This is a genomic window from Streptomyces sp. NRRL F-5135, assembly GCF_000719775.1.
Lineage (GTDB): Bacteria > Actinomycetota > Actinomycetes > Streptomycetales > Streptomycetaceae > Streptomyces > Streptomyces hebeiensis.
The window spans coordinates 21,400-45,537 of the sequence record NZ_JOHR01000010.1 but is presented as its reverse complement, the minus strand read 5'-3'; the positions used below and the strand labels follow the sequence as shown (position 1 = coordinate 45,537).

Here is a 24,138-nt window from a genome sequence, read left to right as displayed (position 1 = left end):
GGAGTGTGACGTCGAACGCTTGCGCCCGCGCGAGCGGCCGGGTGCGGCGGGCTTCACACCCCTACTTCGTCCAGAATTCAACATCTTAGGTAGAATCCATACATGGAGACCGAGACGGCCACGCGCTGGCTGAGCGACGCGGAGCAGTGCGCCTGGCGCACCCACCTGGATGTCAACAAGCTGTTGACGCATCAACTGGAGAAGGACCTCCAGCCGTTCGGGCTGACCATGAACGACTACGAGATCCTGGTGAACCTCTCCGAGTCCGCGGAGCGGCGCATGCGGATGAGCGACCTGGCGGCCACCACGCTCCAGTCCAAGAGCCGTCTCTCCCACCAGATCACGCGGATGGAAACGGCGGGCCTGGTGCGCCGGGAGAACTGCGAGTCCGACCGGCGCGGGCTGTACGCGGTGCTCACGGACCAGGGGATGGAGACGATGCAGAAGGTGGCACCGCACCATGTCGAGTCGGTGCGCAAGCACTTCATCAGCCTCCTCACTCCGCAGGCGCTGGCGGACCTGCGGGCCTCGCTGACCCCGGTGGCGGAGCACCTGCGCGGGCGGCGCGGCAAGGGCTGAGACACCCCGGCCGGGTCACACCCGGCCTGGTGTCGTGGAGCGGATCAGCCCGTGGCCGCGCCCGCCGGCGGCAGGCGCAGTTCGAACAGGGCGCCGCCGGCCGGGGACGTGCCCACCGTCAGCGTGCCGCCGTGCCGTTCGGCCACGTCGCGGGCGATGGCCAGGCCCAGGCCGGCGCCGCCGTCGTCCCGGCTGCGGGCGTCGTCCAGTCGCACGAACCGCGCGAAGATCCGCTCCCGTTCCGCCTCCGGCACCCCGGAGCCGTCGTCCGCGACGCCCAGCACCACCCGGCCGTCCGCCCCACGCGTCACGGACACCCGTACCGACGCGTGGGCATGGCGCTGGGCGTTGTCCAGCAGATTGCCCAGCACACGCGCCAACTGCCCGCGTGAGCCGGCGACTTCGGCTGCCGCGTCCGCCGGGTCCGGCAGCTCCGATGCCACGGGCACCCGGTCCGTGGCCCGCTGGGAGACCTCCTCGCGGACCAGCGCCGCGAGATCCAGCCGGCCGGCCCCGGGGGTCTCCCCCGCGTCCAGCCGGGCCAGCAGCAGCAGATCGGCGGCCAGCCGCTGGAGCCGTACGGTGTCCGCGACCGCGCCCGGGACGTCCAGCAGCTCCGGATGCGCGTCGCCGACCTCGAGCTGGGTGCGCAGGGAGGCGATGGGGCTGCGCAGTTCGTGCGAGGCGTCCGCGACGAACCGGCGCTGGCGCTCGACGGCGGCCTCCAGCGCGGCGAGCGTCTCATTGGTCGTACGGGCCAGCCGGGCCACCTCGTCGTGCGTCGCGGGCTCCGGCACCCGCCGGGACAGGTCGGCCGAGGCGGTGATCGCCGCCATCTCGCTCCGGATCCCCTCCACCGGCCGCAGCGCGCGCCGGGTCACCAGCCAGGTCACCCCGCCGACCACCACCAGCAGCACGGGCAGGCCGGTCAGCATCGCGACGGCGGCCGTGCCGACCGCGTCGTCCCGGGCCGTCAGCGACGCGCCGGCGTGGACGACGACCGTACGGCCCGAGCGGTCGGTCACCTCCAGGGCGGCGAAGCGGTAGTCCCCTGCCGCACCGTCCACCGTCGCGGTACCGGTCGTGTGCCCGAGGACGTCCCCGATCTCCCCGACACCGGGTTCATCGTCGTCCCCGTCACCCCCTTTGTCATCCTCCCCGTCGTCGTCCTCGCGGTCTTCTCCGCCCCGCACGGCACCCGGCCGCCCCGGAGTGACGGCACTCACTCCCGTACCGCTGATGCGCTCCAGCTTCTCGCTGGCCGCGAGGAGCCGCCCGTCCTCGTCGGCCACCTGCACCGGGTGGTCCTCCTCGTCCGGCAGGTCCAGACCGGCATACGCGGCCGGGCCCCGGACCCCGGCGGCGATGTCCAGCGCCACCTCACGCGCGACGGAGTCGGCCTGCCGGTCCGCCTGGTCGGTGAGGTTCGCGCGCAGCGACAGCAGGACGGCGGTCCCGGCGGCCACCAGCGCCACCGCCACCACGGCCGTCGCGCCGAGCGCCGCCTTCGCCCGTACGGACGACAGCCACCGCCTCACGACGCCACCAGCCGGTAGCCCGCGCCCCGCACGGTCTGGATGAGCCCGGCGCCGAGCTTGCGCCGCAGGGTGGAGACGTAGACCTCGATGATGTTGGGGTCGCCGTCGTACGCGAAGTCCCAGACGTGCTCCATGATCTCCAGCTTCCCGACCACCTCGCCCGCGCGCACCGCCAGTTGCTCCAGCACCGCGAACTCCTTCGTGGTCAGGGCCACTTCGGTGCCGTCCCGGAAGACCCGGCGGGCCGCCGTGTCCACGCTGAGCCCGCCCACCCGCAGCACGGGCGAGGCACCGGCGGAACCACGGCGGCGCAGCAGCGCCTTGACGCGCGCGACGAGCACGACGTACGAGAACGGCTTGGTCAGGTAGTCGTCCGCCCCGGTGTCGAGCCCTTCCGCCTCGTCGTACTCGCCGTCCTTGGCGGTGAGCATCAGGATCGGCACCTCGTTGCCGGCGGCGCGCAACGCCGCGCAGACCCGGTAGCCGTTCATGCCGGGGAGCATGATGTCGAGAACGACCAGGTCGTAGACGCCCTCCCCCGCCCGGTGCAGCCCCTCCAGGCCGTCGTGGACGACGTCCACGGCGAAGCCCTCGGCCGTCAGCCCCTTGGCGAGCGACACCGCGAGCCGCTTCTCGTCCTCCACGATCAACAGGCGCATGTCCCCCACCCTCCCAAACGGAACCTGAAAGTCTCTTCAGGTGGCTTCAGGCCGGCTTCAGCTCCCGGCGGCCACAGTGAGGGCGTTGGCAAGGAAGAGGCTCGACCGACTCGGGAGGACCCCACATGAAGCGCAACCTCGTCATCGCGGCCGTCACTTCGGCGGCGCTGATCGGCGGCGGCACGTACACCGCGGTCTCGATGGACCGGGGCTCGGCGGGGAACGGCGTGGCGGCGCCGCCGGTGGCGACCCTGACGGCGACACCCACGCAGACCGCGTCCGCGACCCCGTCCGACGACCCGTCCGACGACTCCGGGGACGACTCCCGGGACCGGAGCACGCCCGGAGAGCGCGGTACGAAGCTCACCGCGAGCGACGCCGCCGCCGCGGCGCTCCGGCAGCACCCGGGTGCCGTGACGTCCGTCGACCTGGACGACGACGATGCCGGGAACGGCCGCTGGGAGGTCGACCTCCTCGGCAAGGACAACCGCTGGTACGAACTGGACGTGAACGCCACCACCGGCTCCGTCCGCACACACTCCGACGACGACGGCGGCGACGACTCCGATGACGACGACCGCGCCGCCCTGCGGTCCGCCACGGTGACCGCCCGGGAAGCGGCGTCCGCGGCCCTGGGCTCCGTACCCGGGACGGTGACGTCCGCGGAACTGGACGACGACGGCGGGAACCGGTGGGAGGTCGACGTACGCGGCAAGGACGGCCGGTCGCACGAGCTGCACGTGGACGCCAGGACGGCGAAGGTGAGCGCGGACCGCGACGACGACGGTGACGACGACTGAGCGGTGCGCGAACGCCCCGCGCCGGCGGGGCCACCGTGGGCCCGTGGGTGACCACCGGCGGGAGCGGGCCGGGGCCGTAGGAGGTGCGTGTCCGGACACGCACCTCCGGAGACCGCGGCCCCCGCACCCCCACCGGCCCAGCGGACCCCACCGCGCAGCGGATTCCGCCTACCCGCCCCGTCGCGAGACGCCCGTCACCCCCGCCACCAGCGAGTCCGCCGCCGCGTACACGTCCAGTTCCCCCGCCACCACCCGCTCCGCCAGCGCCCCAAGCCGCCGGTCCCCGTGCAGGTCCCCGATCCGCTCGCGCAGGGCCGTGACCGCGATCGTCTCGACCTCACGGGCCGCCCGCCGGGTCCGGCGGGCCGTCAGCTCGTCGTGTTCCTCCAGCCAGGCCCTGTGCTTGTCCAGCGCCGCCACGACCTCGTCCACGCCCTCGCCCCGCGCCGCGACCGTCCTGACGATGGGGGGCCGCCAGTCGCCCGGCGCACGGGCCTCGCCCAGGCCCAGCATGTGGTTCAGCTCCCGGGCCGTCGCGTCGGCGCCCTCCCGGTCCGCCTTGTTGACCACGTAGACGTCGCCGATCTCCAGGATCCCCGCCTTCGCCGCCTGGATGCCGTCGCCCATGCCGGGCGCCAGCAGCACCACGCAGGTGTCGGCCTGGGCCGCGATCTCGACCTCCGACTGGCCGACGCCGACCGTCTCCACGAGGACGACGTCGCAGCCCGCCGCGTCCAGCACCCGGATCGCCTGGGGCGCCGCCCAGGCGAGGCCGCCGAGGTGGCCGCGGGAGGCCATCGAACGGATGTAGACGCCCGGGTCGGAGGCGTGTTCGGACATCCGGACGCGGTCGCCCAGCAGCGCGCCGCCCGAGAAGGGGGACGAGGGGTCGACGGCGAGGACGCCGACCCGTTTGCCCGCCTTCCGGTACGCGGTGACCAGCGCCGACGTCGCCGTCGACTTGCCGACGCCGGGCGATCCGGTGAGCCCGACCACGTACGCCCGGCCCGCGAGCGGGGCCAGCGCCGCCATCACCTCGCGCAGTTGCGGGGACGCCCCCTCGACCAGGGAGATCAGCCGGGCCACGGCGCGCGGCCGGCCGGCCCGTGCCTGGGCCACGAGCTGGGGGACGTCCTGCATAGACACTCCTGTAGCCATCCAGTTCACCGGGCGACCCGACCGCCGGGCCACCCCGCCGGCCAGGGAACCCCGTCGGCCGGGCAACCCCGCCGGCCGGGCCACCCGCTCCGACCCGTTACCCCGCCACCCGCAGGATCAGCGCGTCCCCCTGCCCGCCGCCCCCGCACAGCGCCGCCACGCCCGTCCCGCCCCCGCGCCGGCCCAGCTCCAGCGCCAAGTGCAGGACGAGCCGGGCGCCCGACATGCCGATCGGGTGGCCGAGGGCGATGGCCCCGCCGTTCACGTTCACCTTTTCGGGGGTGACCCCGAGGTCCTTCATTGACTGGACGGCGACGGCCGCGAACGCCTCGTTGATCTCGATCAGGTCGAGGTCCTCGACCTCGATCCCCTCCTTCTTCAGCGCGTGCCGGATCGCGTTGGACGGCTGGGACTGGAGCGAGTTGTCCGGGCCCGCCACATTGCCGTGCGCGCCGATCTCCGCGATCCAGGTGAGGCCCAGTTCCTCGGCCTTGGCCCGGCTCATCACGACGACCGCCGCCGCGCCGTCCGAGATCTGCGAGGACGTGCCCGCCGTGATCGTGCCGTCCCGGTCGAAGGCGGGGCGCAGCCGGCTCAGGGACTCGACCGTCGTCTCCGGGCGGATGCCCTCGTCCTGGGCGAAGAGCACGGGGTCGCCCTTGCGCTGCGGGATCTCGACGGGGGTGATCTCGGCCTCGAAGACACCGTTCTTCCGGGCGGCGGCGGCCCGCTGGTGGGAGAGCGCGGCGAACTCGTCCTGCGGCGCACGGGCGATCTTCAGCCGTGTGTTGTGCTTCTCGGTGGACGCGCCCATCGCGATGTGCTCGAAGGAGTCGGTGAGGCCGTCGTACGCCATGGAGTCGAGCATCTCGATCGCGCCGTACTTGTTCCCCTCGCGGGACTTGGGGAGCAGGTGCGGGGCGTTGGTCATCGATTCCTGGCCACCGGCGACGATCACGTCGAACTCGCCCGCGCGGATGAGCTGGTCGGCCAGCGCGATGGCGTCGAGGCCGGAGAGACAGACCTTGTTGACGGTCAGCGCGGGCACGTTCATCGGGACGCCCGCCAGGACCGCGGCCTGGCGCGCCGGGATCTGGCCGGCCCCGGCCTGGAGCACCTGGCCCATGATCACGTACTGCGCCTGTTCCCCGGCGATGCCCGCCCGCTCCAGCGCCGCCTTGATGGCGAAGCCGCCGAGCTCAGCGCCGGAGAAGGACTTGAGCGAGCCGAGGAGCCGTCCCATGGGGGTGCGGGCCCCGGCGACGATGACGGATGTGGTGGTGTTCGGGTCCGGCATGAGACGCGATCCCCTTTGCGAGCGGCGTGCGGAGTGAACGACGGTTTACTTTTCAGCGTACTGAGCAGTATCGCGGGGGTCACCAGGCAGTGCGTGTGACGGCGCGCACGTTGCGTAACCGATCCGGGAGCGCTGCACTGTCCTCATGCTGACGCGAATCGACCACATCGGAATCGCCTGTTTCGACCTCGACGCGACGGTCGAGTTCTACCGGGCCACGTACGGCTTCGAGGTGTTCCACGTCGAGGTCAACGAGGAGCAGGGCGTCCGCGAGGCCATGCTCAAGATCAACGAGACGTCCGACGGCGGTGCTTCGTACCTCCAGCTCCTGGAGCCCGTCCGGGACGACTCACCCGTGGGCAAATGGCTGGCCAGGCACGGTGAGGGCGTCCATCACATCGCTTTCGGGACGCCGGACGTCGACGGTGCCGCGCGGGCGGTACGGGACAAGGGCGTCCGGGTGCTCTACGACGAGCCGCGCACCGGTTCCATGGGGTCCCGCATCACCTTCCTCCACCCGAAGGACTGCCACGGCGTCCTCACGGAACTGGTCACCACCGCCCCCGAGCAGTGACTGAAGGTTTCCGCCCGAAGGATTCCCGGCCCGGTAGAGTGGGGCGCTCCGGGCCGGGGCCGGGCCGGGGCCGCGCCCCCGTCGTCGATCTGTCACCATTCCCCGGGGGGCCGTTCGCCAGGAACGGTGCTCAGTTGGGCAGTTGCGACCAGGGGACGGATGGGACCGCGCAGTGCGGGGCTACGAACGCCAGGAGAGCCACCGAGCTGACGACGACCACCTCTCGCGGTTCGAAGCCGAGATGGACCGGCTGAAGACCGCTCGGGAGAAGGCCGTCCAGCACGCCGAGGACCTCGGTTACCAGGTCGAGGTCTTGCGTGCCAAGCTGCACGAGGCACGCCGCGCCCTGGCCAGCCGGCCGTCGTCGTACGACGCCGGCGATCTCGGATACCAGGCCGAACAGCACCTCCGTAACGCCCAGATGCAGGCCGAGCAGATGCGCGCGGACGCCGAGCGCGAGCTGCGCGAGGCCCGGGCGCAGACGCAGCGCATCCTCCAGGAGCACGCCGAGCACCAGGCCAGGCTCCAGGCGGAGCTGCACGCCGAGGCCGTACAGCGGCGCCAGCGGCTGGACCAGGAGCTGGCGGAGCGCCGGCAGACCGTCGAGTCGCACGTCAACGAGAACGTCGCCTGGGCCGAGCAGCTCAGGGCCCGTACGGAGGCCCAGGCCAGGCGGCTGCTGGACGAGTCGCGCGCCGAGGCGGAACAGGCCCTGGCCGCCGCCCGCGCGGAGGCCGCGCGGGTCGCCGAGGAGGCACGCCGACGGCTCGGCTCGGAGGCGGAGACGGCCCGTTCCGAGGCCGAGGCGATCCTGCTGCGGGCCCGCCGGGACGCCGAGCGCATGCTGAACGCGGCCTCCACGCAGGCCCGCGAGGCCACCGACCACGCCGAACAGCTCCGTACGTCCACGGCCGCCGAGGCCGACCAGTCCCGCCAGCAGGCCGCGGAGCTCGGCCGCGCCGCCGAGCAGCGGATGCAGGAGGCGGACGAGCGGCTGCGCGAGGCGCGCGCCGAGGCCGAGAAGGTCGTCACCGAGGCCAAGGAGACCGCCGCCAAGCGGCTGGCCGGGGTGGAGTCGCAGACCGAACAGCGCACGCGGACCGCCAAGTCGGAGATCGCCCGGCTGGTGGGCGAGGCGACCAAGGAGGCGGAGGCCGCCAAGGCCGAGGCCGAGCAGGTGCTGGCGGACGCCCGCGCGGAGGGCGAGAAGCTGGTCGCGGAGGCCGCGGAGCGGGCCCGTACGGTCGCGGCCGAGGACTCGGCCGCCCAGCTGGCCAAGGCGGCCCGTACCGCCGAGGAGGTGCTGACCAAGGCGTCCGACGACGCCAAGGACACCATCAAGGCGGCGAGCGAGGAGGCCGAGCGGATCCGCCGCGAGGCGGAGGCGGAGGCGGACCGGCTGCGCGGCGAGGCCGCCGAGCAGGCCGACCAGCTCAAGGGCGCGGCCAAGGACGACACCAAGGAGTACCGCGCCAAGACGGTCGAGCTCCAGGAGGAGGCGCGCCGGCTGCGCGGCGAGGCCGAGCAGCTGCGCGCCGACGCGGTCGCCGAGGGCGAGCGGATCCGGGGCGAGGCGCGCCGGGAGGCCGTCCAGCAGATCGAGGAGGCGGCCAGGTCCGCCGAGGAGCTGCTGACGAAGGCCAAGGCGGACGCCGACGAGCTGCGCTCGGGGGCGACCACCGAGAGCGAGCGGGTACGGACCGACGCCATCGAGCGGGCCACGACGCTGCGCCGGCAGGCCGAGGAGACCCTGGAGCGCACCCGCGCCGAGGCCGAGCGGCTGCGGGCGGAGAGCGAGGAGCAGGCGGAGGCCACCAAGGCCGCCGCCGAGCAGGCCGCGGCCGAGCTGCGCGAGGAGACCGAACGCGGCGTCGCGGCCCGCAAGTCGGAGGCGGCCGAGGAGCTGACCCGTCTCCACACGGAGGCCGAGCAGCGTCTCGCGAGCGCCGAGGAGGCGCTGACCGACGCGCGCGCCGAGGGGGAGCGGATCCGCCGCGAGGCGGCGGAGGAGGGCGACCGGCTCCGTACGGAGGCGGCGGAGCGGGTCCGTACGCTCCAGCAGCAGGCCGCGGAGGAGGCCGAACGGCTGCGCACGGAGGCCGCGGCGGACGCCTCGCAGTATCGCGCCGAGGCGGAGAACGTGGCCGTACGGCTGCGCTCGGACGCCGCCAACGAGGCCGAGCGGCTCAAGACCGAGGCGCAGGAGACCGCCGACCGGGTCCGCGCGGAGGCCGCGTCCGCCGCCGAGCGCGTGGCCGCGGAGGCCGCCGAGGCGCTGACCGCCGCGCAGGAGGAGGCGACCCGCCGCCGCCGCGAGGCCGAGGAGACGCTGAGGTCCGCCCGTACGGAGGCGGACCAGGAGCGCGAGCGCGCCCGCGAGCAGAGCGAGGAGCTGCTGGCCTCCGCCCGCAAGCGGGTCGAGGAGGCGCAGGCCGAGGCGGTACGGCTGGTCGAGGAGGCCGACCGGCGGGCCACGGAGCTGGTCGCCGCGGCCGAGCAGACGGCGCAGCAGGTACGGGACGCCGTCGCCGGGCTGCACGAGCAGGCCGAGCAGGAGATCGCCGAGCGGCGCGCCGCGGCCGAGGCCGCCGCCGACCGCACGACGTCGCAGGCGCGGGAGGAGGCGGAGCGGCTCCGCGCGGACGCCTACGCGGAGCGGGAGCGCGCCGCGCAGGACGCCAGTCGCGTGCTGGCCAGGTCCCGCGAGGAGGCCGAGGCCGCGCGCGAGCTGGCCGAACGGACCGTGGCCGACGCGCTGGCGGAGGCGGAGCGGCTGCGCGCGGACACCTCCGAGTACGCGCAGCGGGTGCGGACCGAGGCCTCGGAGGCGCTCGCGGCGGCGGAGCGGGACGCGTCCCGGGCCCGGGGCGAGGCCCGCGAGGACGCCAACCGTATGCGCGGGGACGCGGCGGCCCAGGCGGACCGGCTGATCGCGGAGGCCGCCGGCGAGTCCGAGCGGATGCGCGCCGAGGCCGCCGAGACGGTGGGTGCCGCGCAGCAGGCCGCGGAGCGGCTGCGGGCCGAGTCGGAGCAGTTCAAGCGTGACACCGAGGCCGCGGCGGAGCGGTTGCGGGCCGAGGCCCAGGAGGAGACGGACTGGCTCCTGGACGAGGCGCGCAAGGACGCGGCCAAGCGCCGTGCCGACGCCGCCGAGCAGGCCGACCAGCTCATCAACAAGGCGCGGGAGGAAGCGCTGAGGGTCGCCACCGAGTCCGAGAAGCGGGCCGATACGATGGTGGCGGCGGCCCGCAAGGAGGCCGGCCGGATCACTTCCGAGGCGACCGTGGAGGGCAACTCCCTCGTGGAGAAGGCCCGTACGGACGCGGACGAGCTGCTGGTGGGCGCTCGACGCGACGCGACGGCCACCCGGAGCCGGGCGGAGGAGCTGCGGGAGCGTGCCGAGCGGGAGATCGAGCAACTGCACGAGCGGGCCCGCCGGGAGACGTCCGAGCAGCTGAGGACGGCCGGCGAGCGCGTGGACAAGCTGATGAAGGCCGCCGACGAGCAGCGCGCCGAGGCCGAGGCGAAGGCCAAGGAGCTGCTGGCGGAGGCCAATTCGGAGGCGAGCAAGGTCCGTATCGCCGCGGTGAAGAAGGCCGAGGGGCTGCTCAAGGAAGCCGAGCAGAAGAAGGCCGAGCTGATCCGGGAGGGCGAGAAGCTGCGCTCCGACGCCGACCGGGAGGCGAAACGGACGGTGGACGAGGGGCAGCGCGAACTCGACGTCCTGGTCCGCAGGCGTGAGGACATCCAGGCCGAGATCTCCCGTGTCCAGGACGTACTCGAAGCCTTGGAGTCATTTGAGACACCCGGAGCCTCCACGAAGGAGAACCCCGTCAAGGCGGGCGCGGCGGCGGGCAACGCCCGTCCGAGTGGCAAGAGTTCGGGGAACTAGAACCCGTCCGGTCGACTTCGCATCGACTCCGGATCCCCTCCGGGAGCCCTTCCGGTCTCTGTCCGGTCGGTCTCCGGCGATCCGGCGGTGTGGTCCGCAGCGAGGCGGCCGGATGACATCTGTTCACCCGAAAGAGTGAGGGTATTTCCTCTGAGCGTCACCCAGTTGACGCGTGGTCGGCGCAGATCGACGCTCCCTCGACTGCATATCAACTACAGAACAGCCTCAGATCAAACCCGCATCCGCTCGATTACACGCCGCTCAGGCCCCTAGGATTCCCCCTATCACCTCACCGGTCTCATTCGACAGGAACCCCATGAGCGACACTTCCTCCCCATTCGGCTTCGAGCTCGTGCGGCGTGGGTACGACCGCGGTCAGGTGGACGACCGCATTACCAAACTCGTCGCCGACCGTGACAGCGCTCTGACCCGTATCACCGCTCTTGAGAAGCGCATCGAGGAACTCCACCTCGAAACGCAGAACGCCCAGGCACAGGTGGCCGACGCGGAGCCGTCGTACGCCGGCCTCGGTGCCCGTGTCGAGAAGATCCTCCGCCTCGCCGAGGAGGAGGCCAAGGAGCTCCGCGACGAAGCCCGCCACGCCGCCGAACAGCACCGTGAGCTGGCCGAGTCGGCCGCCCAGCAGGTGCGGCACGACGCGGAGGAGTTCGCCTCGGAGCGCAAGGCCAAGGCCGAGGACGAGGGCCTTCGCATCGTCGAGAAGGCGAAGGGCGACGCCCAGAACCTGCGGTCGGAGGCGCAGAAGGACGCGCAGTCCAAGCGCGAGGAAGCGGACGCGCTGTTCGAGGAGACCCGCGCCAAGGCCGCCCAGGCAGCCGCGGACTTCGAGACGAACCTCGCGAAGCGGCGTGAGCAGTCCGAGCGCGACCTGGCGGCGCGTCAGGCGAAGGCGGAGAAGCGGCTGGCGGAGATCGAGCACCGCGCCGAGCAGCTGCGCCTGGAGGCCGAGAAGCTGCGGACGGACGCGGAGCGCCGCGCCCGGCAGACGGTGGAGACGGCACAGCGCCAGGCCGAGGACATCGTGGCCGACGCCAACGCCAAGGCCGACCGGATCCGCAGCGAGTCGGAGCGCGAGCTGGCGGCGCTCACCAACCGCCGCGACTCGATCAACGCGCAGCTGACCAACGTCCGCGAGATGCTGGCCACGCTGACGGGTGCCGCGGTGGCCGCCGCCGGCTCCCCCGAGGACGAGCCGATCTCGCGCGGCGTGCCGGCGCAGCAGTCCCGCTGAGCCGGTTGTCCGGCCGGGAATCGCCGAGCGGGTTGTCCGTGTTCGGAAACCGCTGAGCGGATCCGGCCGGAGCTGAACGGTTCCAGCCGGAAAAGTTCGATTGAATAACGATCGTACGGGCCCCCCGTCACTCCGGTGGCGGGGGGCTTTGTGCCGCTTTAGGTTGGCGGCATGATCGAGATAGAGAGGCTGACCAAGCGCTACGGCCGCAAGCTGGCGGTGGACGATCTTTCGTTCCAGGTCAGACCGGGGGTGGTGACCGGCTTCCTCGGCCCCAACGGGGCGGGCAAGTCGACCACGATGCGGATGATGCTCGATCTCGACAATCCGACGGGCGGCTCGGTACGCATCGACGGCAGGCACTACCGCGAGCTCGCCGAGCCGCTGAAACACATCGGTGCCCTGCTGGAGGCCAAGTCCATGCACGGCGGGCGCACCGCGTACAACAACCTCCTCTGCCTGGCCCAGAGCAACCGCATCCCGGCGAGCCGGGTCTCCGAGGTCCTGGAGATGGTCGGGCTGACCGCGGTGGCGAAGAAGAAGACGAAGGGCTTCTCGCTCGGTATGGGCCAGCGGCTCGGAATCGCGTCCGCGCTGCTCGGTGATCCCGAGATCCTGATGTTCGACGAGCCGGTGAACGGGCTGGACCCCGAGGGAATTCACTGGATCCGCAATCTTATGAAGGCGCTCGCACACGAGGGCCGCACGGTCTTCGTCTCCAGTCATCTGATGAGTGAAATGGCGCTGACCGCGGACCATTTGATCGTGATCGGTCAGGGCCGGCTGCTGGCGGACACCTCGATGGCGGAGTTCATCCACGAGAACTCCCGCAGCTTCGCGCGGCTGCGCTCGCCGGACCGGGAACGGCTGAGGGACGTCCTGCACGCGGCGGGATTCACCGCGGTCGAGGCGGCCGACGGGGTGCTGGAGATCGACGGAGCGACCACGGAGGAGCTGGGGGAACTGGCGGCGCGCGAAGGGCTCGTGCTGCACGAGCTGAGCGCGCAGCGCGCGTCCCTCGAAGAGGCGTTCATGCGGATGACGGCGCAGTCGGTCGAGTACCACGCGCATTCGAACGGGGCCCACGGGCCGGGTCCGGGACCGGTACAGGGCTGGGGACAGCCTCAGCGGCCGGCCCCCGGGCACCTACCGGGAGCGGGACCGGGGCCGGAACCAGGATCAGGACCGGCGTCGGGGCCGGGGCCCGGTCCGGCTCCGGGGACCGGCGGGGGACTGCCGGCGGCCGGCCCCCGGTGGGGCGAGCGGCGACCGGACGAGGGGGCCTGACATGGCATCGATACCCGCGGTCCTCCGCTCGGAATGGACCAAGATCCGTACCGTCTCCTCCACCACCTGGACCCTGATCAGCGCCCTGGTGGTGACCGTGGCCCTGGGCGCGGCGCTCTCGGCACTGCTGAGTTCGACCTTCGACGAGCTGCCGCCCACCCAGCAGGCGACCTTCGACCCCACGTTCACCAGCTTCTCCGGGATGGCCCTCGGACAGCTGGCCATGGTGGTCTTCGGCGTCCTGGTGATCGGCTCCGAGTACGGCTCGGGCATGATCCGCAACTCGCTGGCCGCCGTCCCGCAACGCGCCACCTTCCTCTTCTCCAAGGTCCTGGTGGCGGGCGTGCTGGCCCTGGTCGTCGGGCTGGTCACCGGGTTCCTGGCGTTCTTCCTCGGCCAGGCGCTGCTCGGCGACCACGGCACGACCCTCGGCGAGCCGAACGTGCTGCGCGCGGTCGTGGGCAGCGGGCTCTACATGGCGCTGATCGCCGTCTTCTCGATGGGCGTCGCGGCGATGCTGCGCAGCTCCATGCTCTCGCTCGGCATCCTCATGCCGTTCTTCTTCCTGGTCTCGCAGATCCTGTCGGCGGTCCCGGTCGCGAAGAAGGTGGCGCGGTACTTCCCCGACCAGGCCGGATCCAAGATCATGCAGGTGCTGCCCGACGCCATGGACTCGGCCAAGGCGCCGTACGGGCCGTGGGGCGGCCTGGGCATCATGGCGCTGTGGGTGGTCGCGGCCCTGGTGGGCGGCTACGTGGTGCTGAAGAAGCGCGACGCCTGAGCGGGTCCGGACGGCGACGGCCCGGCCGGAACGCCCCGGCAGGACGGGAACGGCCCGGCCGGATCGGAGCGACGTGGCCGGAACCGTCGGCGCGTGGATATCCTCGTAACTCTTACGGGGGCCCGCCCGGCCGGTTCCGGCCACGGTCCCAAACGACCTGACCTGTCGATGGGGCTGGAGAATGATCGAGGCAGTCGGCCTGACGAAGCGCTACGGCGCCCAGACGGCCGTGGACAACCTTTCCTTCCAGGTGCGGCCCGGGCATGTGACCGGGTTCCTCGGCCCCAACGGCTCCGGCAAGTCCACCACGATGCGGATGATCGTCGGACTCGACAATCCGACGGCCGGCCGGGTGACGGTCGGCGGGCACCCCTTCCGCCTGCTGCCCAACGCGCCGCGCCAGGTCGGCGCCCTGCTCGACGCCAAGGCCGTGCACGGCGGACGCAGCGCGCGCAACCACCTGCTCTCGCTGGCCCAGCTCTCCGGCATCCCCGCCACCAGGGTCGACGAGGTGCTCGGGGTGGTCGGTCTGAGGGACGTCGCCAAGAAGCGTACGAAGGGTTTCTCGCTGGGCATGGGCCAGCGGCTCGGCATCGCCGCCGCACTGCTGGGCGACCCGCAGGTGCTGCTGTTCGACGAACCGGTCAACGGCCTCGACCCCGAGGGCATCCTCTGGGTCCGCAACCTGATGAAGCAGCTGGCCGCCGAGGGCCGTACGGTCCTCGTCTCCTCGCACCTGATGAGCGAGATGGCGCTCACCGCCGACCATCTGATCGTGATCGGACGGGGGCGGCTGCTGGCCGACATGAGCGTCAAGGACTTCATATCGGCCAACTCCGCGGACTTCGCGCGGGTGCGCACGCCGGGGACCGACCCGCGGGAGCGGGAGAAGCTGACGTCGTCGCTCACGGAGGCGGGCGGCCAGGTGCTGTCCGAGCCGGACGGGGCGTTGCGCGTCACGGGGCTGCCGCTGCCCCGGATCAGCGATCTCGCGCACGCGGCGGACGTACGGCTGTGGGAGCTCTCCCCGCACCAGGCGTCCCTGGAGGAGGCGTACATGCGGCTGACGCAGAGCGCCGTGGACTACCGCTCGACGGCCGACGAACTGGCGGGGTTCGAACCGCCGGACCTCGGCCCGTACGGCGGGGTGCCCCAGGGGTACGGTCCCGCCCCCGTGCCCGACGTACCGCACGAGGCCTTCTTCGCCCCGCCGCCGCCCGGAGCGGTCGTGCCGCGGCGGTACCCAGACGGTACGACCGGCACGACCGGCACGAGCGCGCCCGCCGCCGCCCCCGCCGGCCCGACCGCCGACGGAGACCCGACGCGACACGACGGCCGCGACAGCAACGAGGACGCCCGATGACCACCCCGCCGATCCCGTCCACCCCGTCGACCCCGTCCATCCCGTACCAGCAGCGGGCGGAGGGCGCTCCCGCCGACGGCTACACCTCGCCGATCCCCGTCCGCCGGGCCCATTTCGGCGATGCGCTGCTCGCCGAGTGGACCAAGATCCGTTCCGTCCGGTCCACCCTCTGGACCCTGGGCGTCATGGTCGCACTGATGCTCGGCCTCGGCTTGTTCATCGCGCTGTCGCTCGCCTGGACGGACAGCGGGTATCCGGAGCAGACGGTGCTCCCCCTGGGGTTCTTCGGGGTGATGCTGAGCTCGATCTGTGTGATCACGCTCGGTGTGATCACCATGACGTCGGAGTTCGGCACGGGCCTGGTCCGCACGACCCTGACCGCGTGCCCCAGCCGGACCAGGGTGCTGGGCGCCAAATCGGTGGTCTACTTCGCGCTCGTGTTCGTGATCTCGCTGATGACCACCACGCTGGTGGGCGCGCTCCAGACCTCGATCCTCAACGGGCCGCCGCCCACCGGGAACGAATGGCTCCAGGCGACGGTCGGTGTCAGCCTTTTCCTGGCCACCCTCGGCCTGTTCGCCCTGGCGATCGGTACGCTGATCCGGCACTCCGCGGGGGCCGTCACGATCATGATCGGCCTCGTCCTGCTGCCGCCCGTGCTGGGCCTGTTCATGGCCGGCAGTCCCTGGCTCGGCCCGGTGCGCGACTTTCTGTACCAGTACTCGATCCCGATGCTGCTCGTGTCCTTGTACGAGAACCCCACCGGGCTGCCGGGCCCGTCCGGCTGGTGGTCGCTGTGGCTCATGATCGCGGCGACGGCGGCCGCCATGGCGGGCGCGCTGTGGTCGCTCCACCGACGCGACGCGTGAGGGCGAGGGGTCCTCTGACCGCGTGAGCGTCTGACACGGCCACGGCTCCCGTAAGGGGTCCTCAGCGGCCGCCGCTCAGTACCGGGGCGCGTTCCTGGACCGCCGCACCCGGGTGGTGCGGCGGTCCTTCGCGTTCCAGCACGCCTGGTGCCAGTGGCGCCGGTCGTCCACGCCGCCGTACTCCGGCCACGCCACCACGTGCGGTACGGCGGACAGGATCTCCTGGTCGCATCCGGGGCAGCGGTAGCGCTTGCCCGCCGCGCTCGCGCCGGCGACATGGCGAACGGCCCACTCCTCGCCCTGCCAGGACTCCGTCCGCTGGAACCCCCCGTACCGGTCCCCCGGCTCCGGGGCTCGGCCGGGCGTCTTCTCGCCGCCTCGGGGGCGGTTGCGGCGCGGGGACACAGGACACCTCACGGGGCAGACGGCACGGTTCCACTCCAGCGTACGGCGCGATCGCGGGGGCAGGCGCCGCCCGGAAGGGGGGATACCGCAGCACGCAGAAGGCACTTACCGGACAATCGCAAGAACTTCAGGGCCCGGCCGTGCCTTTGGCACGTGTCAGACGTTGTTGCCCGTAGGGGGAGCCGCGTCGGCCGCGAGGAGGCAAGAGGCGATGCGCGTTGGAGCTTTTGTACTGGCCGCCCAGTTCCCGGGCCAGGGACAGGGGGAGGCGCTGCACCGGGCGGTGCGCACCACGGAGGTCGCCGAGGCGTCCGGGCTGGACTCGGTCTGGCTGGCGGAGCACCACTTCGTGCCGTACGGCGTCTGCCCGTCGGCCGTGACCCTGGCCGGGGTGCTCCTCGGCCGTACGCACCGGATCCGGGTCGGCACGGCGGTCAGCGTGCTGCCCAACGTGCACCCGGTGGCACTCGGCGAGCAGGCGGCGCTGCTGCACCTCCTGTCCGGCGGACGGTTCACGCTCGGCGTGGGCCGGGGCGGCCCCTGGGTCGATCTGGAGGTGTTCGGCACGGGCCTGCGGGCGTACGAACACGACTTCCCCGAATCGCTCGATCTATTGATCCGCTGGCTGCGGGAGCCGCGCGTGTCGGCTTCGGGAGAACGATTCAGCTTCCGTGAGGTACCGGTCGTACCGCGCCCGGACGAGTTGGACGCGCTGTGGGCGGTCGGGGCGGGAGCGCGCCCGGCCGTCGCCCGCGCCGGCGGCGCCCCGGGGCGGGTCCCGGGCCCCGGACCCGGCCCTGACCCCGGCGCTCGGTCCGGCACCGGCGCGCGGCCAGGCGCCGACGCTCGGTCAGACGCCGGTTCCGGCCCCGAGACCTTGATCGCCTGCACCTCGCCGAGGACGGTGAAGCTGGCCGCCGAGCGCGGCCTGCCGATGCTGCTCGGAATGCACTGTGGCGACGAGGAGAAGGCGGACATGGTCGCACTGTGGCGCAGGCACGCCCGTGCCGCGGGCCGCTCGCCGGGGGAGATCGCGGACGCGCCGCACGTCTCGGCCGGTGTCGCGCAGATCGCGGACTGCCGGGGCGCGGCGGTGGAGGCACTCGCCAAGTCGATGCCCGGCTGGCTGCGGCAGGGCCTCGGCGCCCATGTCACGGTCGACGGCCGGGCGCGGAGCATGCGGGACCCGATGGCCTACACGGAGTTGCTGTGCCGCCTGCATCCGGTGGGGACGCCCCGGCTGGCCGCCGACCGCCTCACGACGACGGCCGAACGCACCGGCATCCGGCGCTTCGCGCTGCTCGTGGAGGGCTCGGGGGACCTGGCGGTCACGGAGGAGAACGTACGGCGGCTGGGAGCCGAGGTCCTGCCCCTGCTCGGCTGAGCGGCGGCCGTCCCTGGACCGGCGCGCGGAGGGCGTCGCGAAAGGCCTCCCGGCCGACGGGCGGCGCGGTGCCGGAGTCCCGCTCCGGGCCCGGCCCCGAGTTCCCTGCCGAAGTGTCCCGGCCAAGAGTGCCGGCCGAAGTGTGTCCCGCCCGGATGTCCGTCTCCGGGACGCTGCCGCTCCAGCACCCGGGTGCCTCGGCGATGCGGAGCGGCAGCACGATACGTCACACGCGCCGGCGATCCCGCGCGTCAGCAGTCCCGCAGTTCCGGCGACTGGTTGAGCAGCTGGGCCCGGACGGAAGTGAAGCGGCCCAGCCGCTCGTCGACCGAGGTGTCCAGTGGGAACACCGCGACACGGTGGCAGTTCTGGAACGCCAGACGCACTCCAAAGTGCCGTTGCAGCGCGCCGCGGATCGCGTCGCTGGCGAGCGCGCGCAGCAGTTGACCACGTGCCTGCTCGTCCGGCGGGGGCGTCTGGTTGTCGGCGAACTGTCCACCGTCCACCTTCAGCTGTGCCACCAGAGAACTGATCATCTCCCATGCATAGGGCAGGGAGGTCCGGACGCAGTCGACGAAGTCCGCTTCGTCGACCTCGCCTCGCTCGGCCTGCTCCAACAGTGCCGGTGAGACGTCGAGCGACATGGGTTCTCCTCTCGCGACCCCGGGGGCGGGGCCTTACGGGCAGGGAAGAAGGCACCGACACGCAGCGTGCACGGGCGGCGACCTGCAGCTGCCACGTTATGCGCGCTGTCCGGACCGCACCAGGAGATTGGGAACACAACCGGCCATTAACGAACGGGGCTTCCGGGGCGAATCGCGCGCCGGGGCGGAGGTCGAGTAGCGTGCCGCCCATGCGCCTCGTCATTGCCCGCTGCTCCGTCGACTACGCGGGTCGTCTCACCGCCCACCTGCCCTCCGCCCCCCGCCTCATCCTGGTCAAGGCCGACGGCAGTGTGTCCATCCACGCCGATGACCGGGCGTACAAACCCCTCAACTGGATGTCACCGCCGTGCACGCTCAAAGAAGGTGCGGGCGAGAACGAGGGCGTCTGGACGGTCGTGAACAAAGCGGGCGAGAAATTGATCATCACGATGGAGGAAGTTCTCCACGATTCCTCGCACGAGTTGGGCGTCGATCCGGGTCTCATCAAGGACGGCGTAGAAGCGCACCTTCAGGAGCTTCTGGCGGACCGGATCGAGACACTCGGGGACGGCTACAGCCTCATCCGCCGCGAGTACCCCACGGCCATCGGCCCGGTGGACATCCTGTGCCGGGACGCCGCCGGCGCGACGGTCGCCGTGGAGATCAAGCGACGCGGCGAGATCGACGGTGTCGAGCAGCTCACACGCTATCTGGAGCTGCTGAACCGGGATCCCCATCTGGCCCCGGTGAGGGGGGTGTTCGCGGCCCAGGAGATCAAGCCACAGGCCCGGGTACTGGCCACGGACCGGGGAATCGGGTGTGTGGTGCTGGACTATGACGGGCTGCGGGGCATCGAGGACGACAAGCTGAAGCTCTTCTAGAGTTCCGGGCGGTCCTTCCCGTTGTAGTCCTCCGGGAGCGAGAGGGCGACAGGCCCCCTGCCGGTGTTTCCACCATCGGCAGGGGGCCTGTCCCCGTGTCGTGCCGCTCCGGGGCCGTCGCTCGGACGACCCGGCTCGGACGACCCGCTCAGACGACCTGCTCGGACGGTGCCGTCTCCGTCGCCGTCTCCATCGCCCCCGCGGTGAGGCTCGGGGACGTACCGCTCGCCGTGGTCTCCGGGGAGGACGGGGGCGGTTCCTCGGACTGGGTGGGCTCCGGGTCCGACGGCTCCTCCGACGGCGGCGGGTCCTCCGAGGTCGGCTTCGGGTCCGAGGGCTCCGCCGGGCCGGACGGCGACGAGGGTTCCTCGGGCGGGTCCGCCGGGGCGTCCGGTGTCGTCGGGTCGTCGTCCTCGGAGGAACCGCTCGGCGAGGGGCTGTCCGACGGCGACGGCGAGCCGGAGGGGGTGCCACCGCTCGGGCTCGCCACACCGGTGGCGCCCGGCTCGGGCAGGAGGTCGCCGGGGCCCGACGTCGTGTCGTCCACGGGCTGTTCGGCCGGCACGCCGCCCTCGCCCTCGTCGGTGCCGGTGGACTGTTCCGTACGGACCTTGTCGTTCTTCGCGTTGTCGTTGCCGGAGGTCGCGCCCAGGGTGACGACCGTGCCCAGGACGGCCGCGAGGACCGCTCCCGCGCCGGCCGCCACCAGGTTGCGGCGGGCTCCGGTGAACGCCGCGCCGCGCCGGGACGCACCGGGCCGCCGCCCGGCCGGGGTGTGCGGCACCGGGCCGGACCTCATGGCGGAGGTCGCGGCGGCAGCCGGAGCGACCACCGGGATGTCGCGCCTGGTCACCAGGGTCACGTCCGCGCCGGAACCGGTGTCGTCCGGCCCGGTCGCTCCCGTCCCCGGCGCGCCGGCCGGGCCGAGCGAGGCGGGCGGCCCCGGCAGGGCCGCCACGGCCGGTGCGGCCCGCTCGTCGAGCCGTACGGCCGGCGACCGGCCGCCCGTACCGGCCGCCGCGTTCTCGTGGTCCGTGACCAGGGCCAGCGCCCGCCGGCCGGCGACCGTACCGCTCTTGTCGGCGACGGCACCGCGCATGCCGATGGACGCCTCCAGCTCCGCGCGCGCCCGCTCGGGGTTGCCCACGCACAGTGCCAGGACACCCAGTTCATGGTGGAGGTACGCCTCCTCGGCCACCTCCCCGGCCAGCCGCGCCGCCTCGCAGCCGGAACGCAGCGCCCGCTCCCAGGCGCCCCAGTGCAGCCCGGCGAGGAACGCGGGCGCGGCGCTGCGGACCAGCAGTACGGCCGCGCTCGCCCGCCCCGGCTCCTGCCCGGCGATCAGCGGGGCCAGCGTGGCGAGCACCGCGTCCGCCTCCGCGCACACCCGCTCGGGCGTGACCGAGGGGTGCCCGGCCCACCAGGCGTAGTGCTGCGCGGCGGTCAGCGCGTGCGCCACGGCGTCGTCGCCGTACCCCTCCCGCTCCAGCTGTCCCGCGACCCCGGGGGCGAGCCGGTAGCGCGGGCCGACCGGCGTCAGCAGCCCACAGCTCATCAGTTCGCCGACGGCGGCGTCCGCGTGGGTGTCGCCTGTCAGGGCCGGCAGGTGCGCCTGGTGCGGGACCTCGCCGCCGAGCGCGACGGCGAAACGCAGGGTGGCCCGGGCGGACTCGCTCAGCCGGGACGCGAGCAGAGCGGCGGGCGCGGCGCCCTCGCCGACACTCGGCAGCGGTGTGTCGTAGGACTCGGGAGCGCCGAACTTCGCGTCGTCGGCGGGGCGTTCGAACGGTTCGAACTCGTCCGCCGCGTCGGCCGCGCCGCGCAGCCGGTCGCGCTGGCGCAGCAGCGCGCCCGCCTGGACGAAGCGCAGCGGCAGCCCCTCGGACTCGAACCAGAGGTCACCCGCCCAGTTCGCCTCCTCGTCGGTGAGCGGCCGGTCCACGGCGCGCTCCAGCAGTTCCAGCGAGGCCCCGCGGCCCAGCCCGCCGAGGGCGACCTCGTCGAGGCCCGCGTCGGCGGAGGGCGGATCGGCGTCGGGAGCGGGCGCCAGCAGGTAGGCGCACTCGGGCGTGGCAGCGAGCAGTTCGTCCAGCGCCTCGCCGCCCAGCTCCAGGTCGTCGAGGACGACCACCGCGCCGATCCCGCCGACCAGTTCGAGCAGTACGGCCCGGTCGGGCCGGCGCAGCGCCGAGTCGAAGACGGCCGCGTACAGCTCGTACAGCAGCTCGGTGGCGGTGCGGTGGTGGCCGGAGAGGCGTACGACCCCGTCGGGGGCGAGATCCGCGCAGTCCGCGGCGACGGCGTCGAGCAGCGCGGTACGTCCGGAACCGGCGGGGCCGACCAGCCGGACGGAACGGCCGCGCGAGACCAGGCCGACCAGCCGCTCCCGCTCCTCGGCGCGCTCCAGCAGGGGCAGCGGCGGGGCGACGGGCCCCGCGGGCACCGGCGGCCGGCCGGCCCGCTGGTGATCGACGCGCTCCTCCGCGGTGCGCCGGACGGGCGCGCCGGGCCGGCGGCCGGGCGGGCAGAGTTCGATCTCGCTGCCGTCGACGGGATTGACGGTCAGCAGGAAGTCGCCGGAGACCAGTTGGCGGGTGCGGACGGGCGGGGGCACGGCTCCCGCGAGGTGGGTCAGTCCGCTCCCGGCGGGGACGGCGGGCGTGGCGGGCGGCGCCAGGGGCGTCACACCGGGGATGATCAGCGCGCGCGGCGGTCGCTCCGGTTCGGTGTCCTCGTCGGCCTCCGCGCCCGAACCGCCCTCGCCGAGACCGCCGTTCGGGACGCCCGTACCGTGCGAGCCGCCCGCGTCGAACGCGGAGCCCGTACCGTACGAGGCGTCCTTGCCGTCCGCGCCGTGCGGAGCGTTCGTGCCGTACGGGTCGCTCGCGCCGTGCCGCTCCCGCGCCGCGGAGTCGTCGTGCCCGGCGGCGTCCGCACGTGAACCCGCCGCCGGGCCGGTGCCGGTGTCCGCGGCCGATGTCCCGCTCTCGCTCCCCACGAGGCGTTCGCCATCGCGACGTTCGCCCCCGGGGCGCTCGTCGCCGTGACCGCCGTCATGGCCGTACTCTTCAGGTCCCCGGTTTATCGGGTCCATGGTGAAAGCCCCCCAGATCGTGGCATGCGGTCGCCCCCGGCCGCGCACGCCCATCTGTCGCTTCTGGTCCGGTGCCTGCTCTGTCGGTCGGTCCGTCGGTCTGCGGACACGCCGAACTCCAGTGCCCAGTATCCATGAACAGCGGGGGCCCGCGGGGTCCTGAAGGTCACGGTCCCGTGAGGATCGTGCCGAGCGGCCCGGTCACAGGCCGTCCTTCCCTGAGCGGTCCGGTCAGACCCACGGCAGGGACTCCGCGGCGATCCCGCCCTCGATGGCGAGGATGCGGTGCAGCCGGGTGGCCACCAGCAAACGCTGCATCTGCGGCGGAACGCCGCGCAGCACAAGCCTCCGGCCGCACCGCCCCGCTCGTCGGTGGGCTCCCATGATGACGCCGAGTCCCGTGGCGTCCCAGGAGTCCAGTTCGGTCAGGTCGAGCACCAGGTCGCCGGCGCCGTCGTCGACGGCCGAGTGCAGGACCGTACGGGCGTCCGCCGCGCTGCGTACGTCGAGGCGGCCCCCGACGACCAGCTCGGCGTGGTCGCCCCTGATGTGCATATGCGCTCCCCGAGAGTGCTGCTGTTCTCCGTAGTCTGTTCTGTCTTTCAACAACTGACTGTCACGCGACCGAAGAAGTTGCCGTCCGTGAGCGAACCGATACCGAATTCACCCAGAGGGGCGAAGGGCGGCGCGGCAGCGCGGCCGGGCCGGCGCGTGACGGGTCAGCGGGTGTTCCGCGCGGGCTCAGTGCGTGTAGAACCCCTGTCCGCTCTTGCGCCCGATGTCACCGGCGTCCACCATGCGCCGCATCAGCTCCGGCGGCGCAAACTTCTCGTCCTGGGTCTCCGTGTAGATGTTGCCGATGGCGTGCAGCAGGATGTCGACACCGGTCAGATCGGCGGTGGCGAGCGGGCCCATCGCGTGGCCGAACCCCAGTCGGCAGGCGGTGTCGATGTCCTCGGCGGACGCGACCCCCGACTCGTGGAGTTTGACGGCCTCGACCACCAGCGCCGAGATCAGCCGGGTGGTCACGAAGCCCGCCACGTCGCGGTTGACGACGACGCAGGTCTTGCCCAGGGACTCGGCGAACTCCCGTGCGGTGGCGAGCGTTTCGTCGCTCGTCTTGTAGCCGCGCACGAGTTCGCACAGCCGCATCATGGGCACGGGCGAGAAGAAGTGCGTACCGACGACCCGCTCCGGGCGCCCGGTCACCGCCGCGATCTTGGTGATCGGGATGGCGGAGGTGTTCGAGGCGAGCACGGTCCGCTCCCCCACGATCTTGTCGAGCGTACGGAAGATCTCGTGTTTCACGTCGAGCTGTTCGAAGACCGCCTCGACCACGATGTCCACGTCCGCGGCGGCGTCCAGGTCGGTGGTCCTGCTGATGCGGGCGAGCGCGGCATCGGCGTCGGCCTCCTCCAGCCTGCCCTTGCCCACGAACCGGGCGAGCGAGTCCCGGATGGCGTCCGTCCCCTTGGTCAGGGCCGCGTCGGTGACATCGCGCAGGACGACTTCCCAGCCTGCCACCGCGGCGACCTGGGCGATCCCGGATCCCATCAGTCCGGCCCCGATGACGGCGAGTTTCCTGGCCACGACGCACCCCACGTTTCGTTTTCGGTTCTTCTCGGACTGCGGCTGAGCGAGCGATCGAGCGGGAGGGGAAGCGGAGCCCGGTCGGCGCGGA

The 24,138-nt window shown here is 72.8% G+C and carries 20 protein-coding genes; 11 read left to right on the top strand and 9 right to left on the bottom strand.

The genetic code is table 11. From position 1 onward, the window contains the following. The first annotated feature begins 102 nt into the window (after nt 1-102). Complete coding sequence (locus IG02_RS0119185) at nt 103-579, top strand: MarR family winged helix-turn-helix transcriptional regulator (protein WP_030749262.1); 477 nt, start codon at nt 103-105, stop codon at nt 577-579. 44 nt (nt 580-623) lie between these two features. Here the strand turns inward: IG02_RS0119185 and IG02_RS0119180 are convergent, their stop codons facing one another. Both IG02_RS0119180 and IG02_RS0119175 read right to left on the bottom strand, forming a co-directional pair. Then, entirely contained in the window at nt 624-2,105 is a 1,482-nt protein-coding gene (locus IG02_RS0119180) for a sensor histidine kinase (protein WP_030749250.1), read from the bottom strand. Between the two features lie 8 nt (nt 2,106-2,113). Further along, a complete protein-coding gene (locus IG02_RS0119175; protein ID WP_030749247.1) occupies nt 2,114-2,776 on the bottom strand; it encodes a response regulator transcription factor in 663 nt (220 codons plus the stop codon). A 125-nt stretch (nt 2,777-2,901) separates the two neighbouring features. Here IG02_RS0119175 and IG02_RS0119170 point away from each other — a divergent pair, with 125 nt between their 5' ends. After that, nucleotides 2,902-3,576, top strand: coding sequence for a PepSY domain-containing protein (locus IG02_RS0119170; protein WP_030749244.1), 675 nt, complete (start codon nt 2,902-2,904; stop codon nt 3,574-3,576). Between the two features lie 168 nt (nt 3,577-3,744). Here the strand turns inward: IG02_RS0119170 and meaB are convergent, their stop codons facing one another. After that, nucleotides 3,745-4,716, bottom strand: coding sequence for a methylmalonyl Co-A mutase-associated GTPase MeaB (gene meaB, locus IG02_RS0119165; RefSeq protein WP_030749241.1), 972 nt, complete (start codon nt 4,714-4,716; stop codon nt 3,745-3,747). Nucleotides 4,717-4,831: 115 nt separating this feature from the next. Continuing rightward, nucleotides 4,832-6,031, bottom strand: coding sequence for an acetyl-CoA C-acetyltransferase (locus IG02_RS0119160; protein WP_030749238.1), 1,200 nt, complete (start codon nt 6,029-6,031; stop codon nt 4,832-4,834). A gap of 145 nt (nt 6,032-6,176) precedes the next feature. Between IG02_RS0119160 and mce the strand changes: the two genes are divergently transcribed. From mce to IG02_RS0119125, 7 genes are all read left to right on the top strand, one after another. After that, nucleotides 6,177-6,605 (top strand): methylmalonyl-CoA epimerase, encoded by a 429-nt coding sequence (mce, locus tag IG02_RS0119155; RefSeq protein WP_030749236.1) that lies wholly within the window; start codon nt 6,177-6,179, stop codon nt 6,603-6,605. Nucleotides 6,606-6,777: 172 nt separating this feature from the next. After that, a complete protein-coding gene (scy, locus tag IG02_RS0119150; protein WP_030749234.1) occupies nt 6,778-10,497 on the top strand; it encodes a polarized growth protein Scy in 3,720 nt (1,239 codons plus the stop codon). Nucleotides 10,498-10,813: 316 nt separating this feature from the next. Continuing rightward, entirely contained in the window at nt 10,814-11,749 is a 936-nt protein-coding gene (locus tag IG02_RS0119145; RefSeq protein ID WP_030749233.1) for a cellulose-binding protein, read from the top strand. A gap of 171 nt (nt 11,750-11,920) precedes the next feature. Beyond that, entirely contained in the window at nt 11,921-13,036 is a 1,116-nt protein-coding gene (locus IG02_RS0119140; protein WP_078854612.1) for an ABC transporter ATP-binding protein, read from the top strand. A gap of 1 nt (nt 13,037) precedes the next feature. Beyond that, nucleotides 13,038-13,817 (top strand): ABC transporter permease, encoded by a 780-nt coding sequence (locus IG02_RS0119135; RefSeq protein WP_030749229.1) that lies wholly within the window; start codon nt 13,038-13,040, stop codon nt 13,815-13,817. Nucleotides 13,818-13,998: 181 nt separating this feature from the next. After that, on the top strand, nt 13,999-15,180 hold the full coding sequence (locus tag IG02_RS0119130; protein WP_030749226.1) for an ABC transporter ATP-binding protein: 1,182 nt from the start codon (nt 13,999-14,001) through the stop codon (nt 15,178-15,180). Further along, nucleotides 15,177-16,049 carry an ABC transporter permease gene (locus tag IG02_RS0119125; protein WP_030749224.1) on the top strand — a complete coding sequence of 291 codons (873 nt, stop codon included), beginning with the start codon at nt 15,177-15,179 and terminating at the stop codon, nt 16,047-16,049. The genes IG02_RS0119130 and IG02_RS0119125 overlap by 4 nt, the downstream gene beginning before the upstream one ends. A gap of 75 nt (nt 16,050-16,124) precedes the next feature. Here IG02_RS0119125 and IG02_RS0119120 read toward each other — a convergent pair whose 3' ends face one another. Then, the gene (locus IG02_RS0119120; RefSeq protein ID WP_030749223.1) at nt 16,125-16,454 is read right to left on the bottom strand and encodes a hypothetical protein; all 330 of its coding nucleotides are present in this window, start codon (nt 16,452-16,454) and stop codon (nt 16,125-16,127) included. 211 nt (nt 16,455-16,665) lie between these two features. Here IG02_RS0119120 and IG02_RS39505 point away from each other — a divergent pair, with 211 nt between their 5' ends. Further along, nucleotides 16,666-17,838, top strand: a complete 1,173-nt coding sequence (locus IG02_RS39505; protein ID WP_030749222.1) for an LLM class flavin-dependent oxidoreductase — start codon at nt 16,666-16,668, stop codon at nt 17,836-17,838. 251 nt (nt 17,839-18,089) lie between these two features. On the opposite strand, the gene IG02_RS0119110 is transcribed toward IG02_RS39505, so the two are convergent. Further along, complete coding sequence (locus IG02_RS0119110; RefSeq protein WP_030749221.1) at nt 18,090-18,482, bottom strand: SCO5389 family protein; 393 nt, start codon at nt 18,480-18,482, stop codon at nt 18,090-18,092. A 209-nt stretch (nt 18,483-18,691) separates the two neighbouring features. Between IG02_RS0119110 and nucS the strand changes: the two genes are divergently transcribed. Continuing rightward, complete coding sequence (gene nucS, locus IG02_RS0119105) at nt 18,692-19,363, top strand: endonuclease NucS (RefSeq protein ID WP_030749219.1); 672 nt, start codon at nt 18,692-18,694, stop codon at nt 19,361-19,363. 148 nt (nt 19,364-19,511) lie between these two features. Here the strand turns inward: nucS and IG02_RS0119100 are convergent, their stop codons facing one another. The 3 genes from IG02_RS0119100 to IG02_RS0119090 form a co-directional block, all read right to left on the bottom strand. Next, the gene (locus tag IG02_RS0119100; RefSeq protein WP_051765315.1) at nt 19,512-22,361 is read right to left on the bottom strand and encodes an ATP-binding protein; all 2,850 of its coding nucleotides are present in this window, start codon (nt 22,359-22,361) and stop codon (nt 19,512-19,514) included. Between the two features lie 327 nt (nt 22,362-22,688). Beyond that, nucleotides 22,689-23,012: an STAS domain-containing protein gene (locus IG02_RS0119095; RefSeq protein WP_030749213.1), complete on the bottom strand. Its 324-nt coding sequence runs from the start codon at nt 23,010-23,012 to the stop codon at nt 22,689-22,691. Nucleotides 23,013-23,198: 186 nt separating this feature from the next. Beyond that, nucleotides 23,199-24,047 (bottom strand): 3-hydroxyacyl-CoA dehydrogenase family protein, encoded by an 849-nt coding sequence (locus tag IG02_RS0119090; protein WP_030749210.1) that lies wholly within the window; start codon nt 24,045-24,047, stop codon nt 23,199-23,201. Nucleotides 24,048-24,138 lie beyond the last annotated feature (91 nt).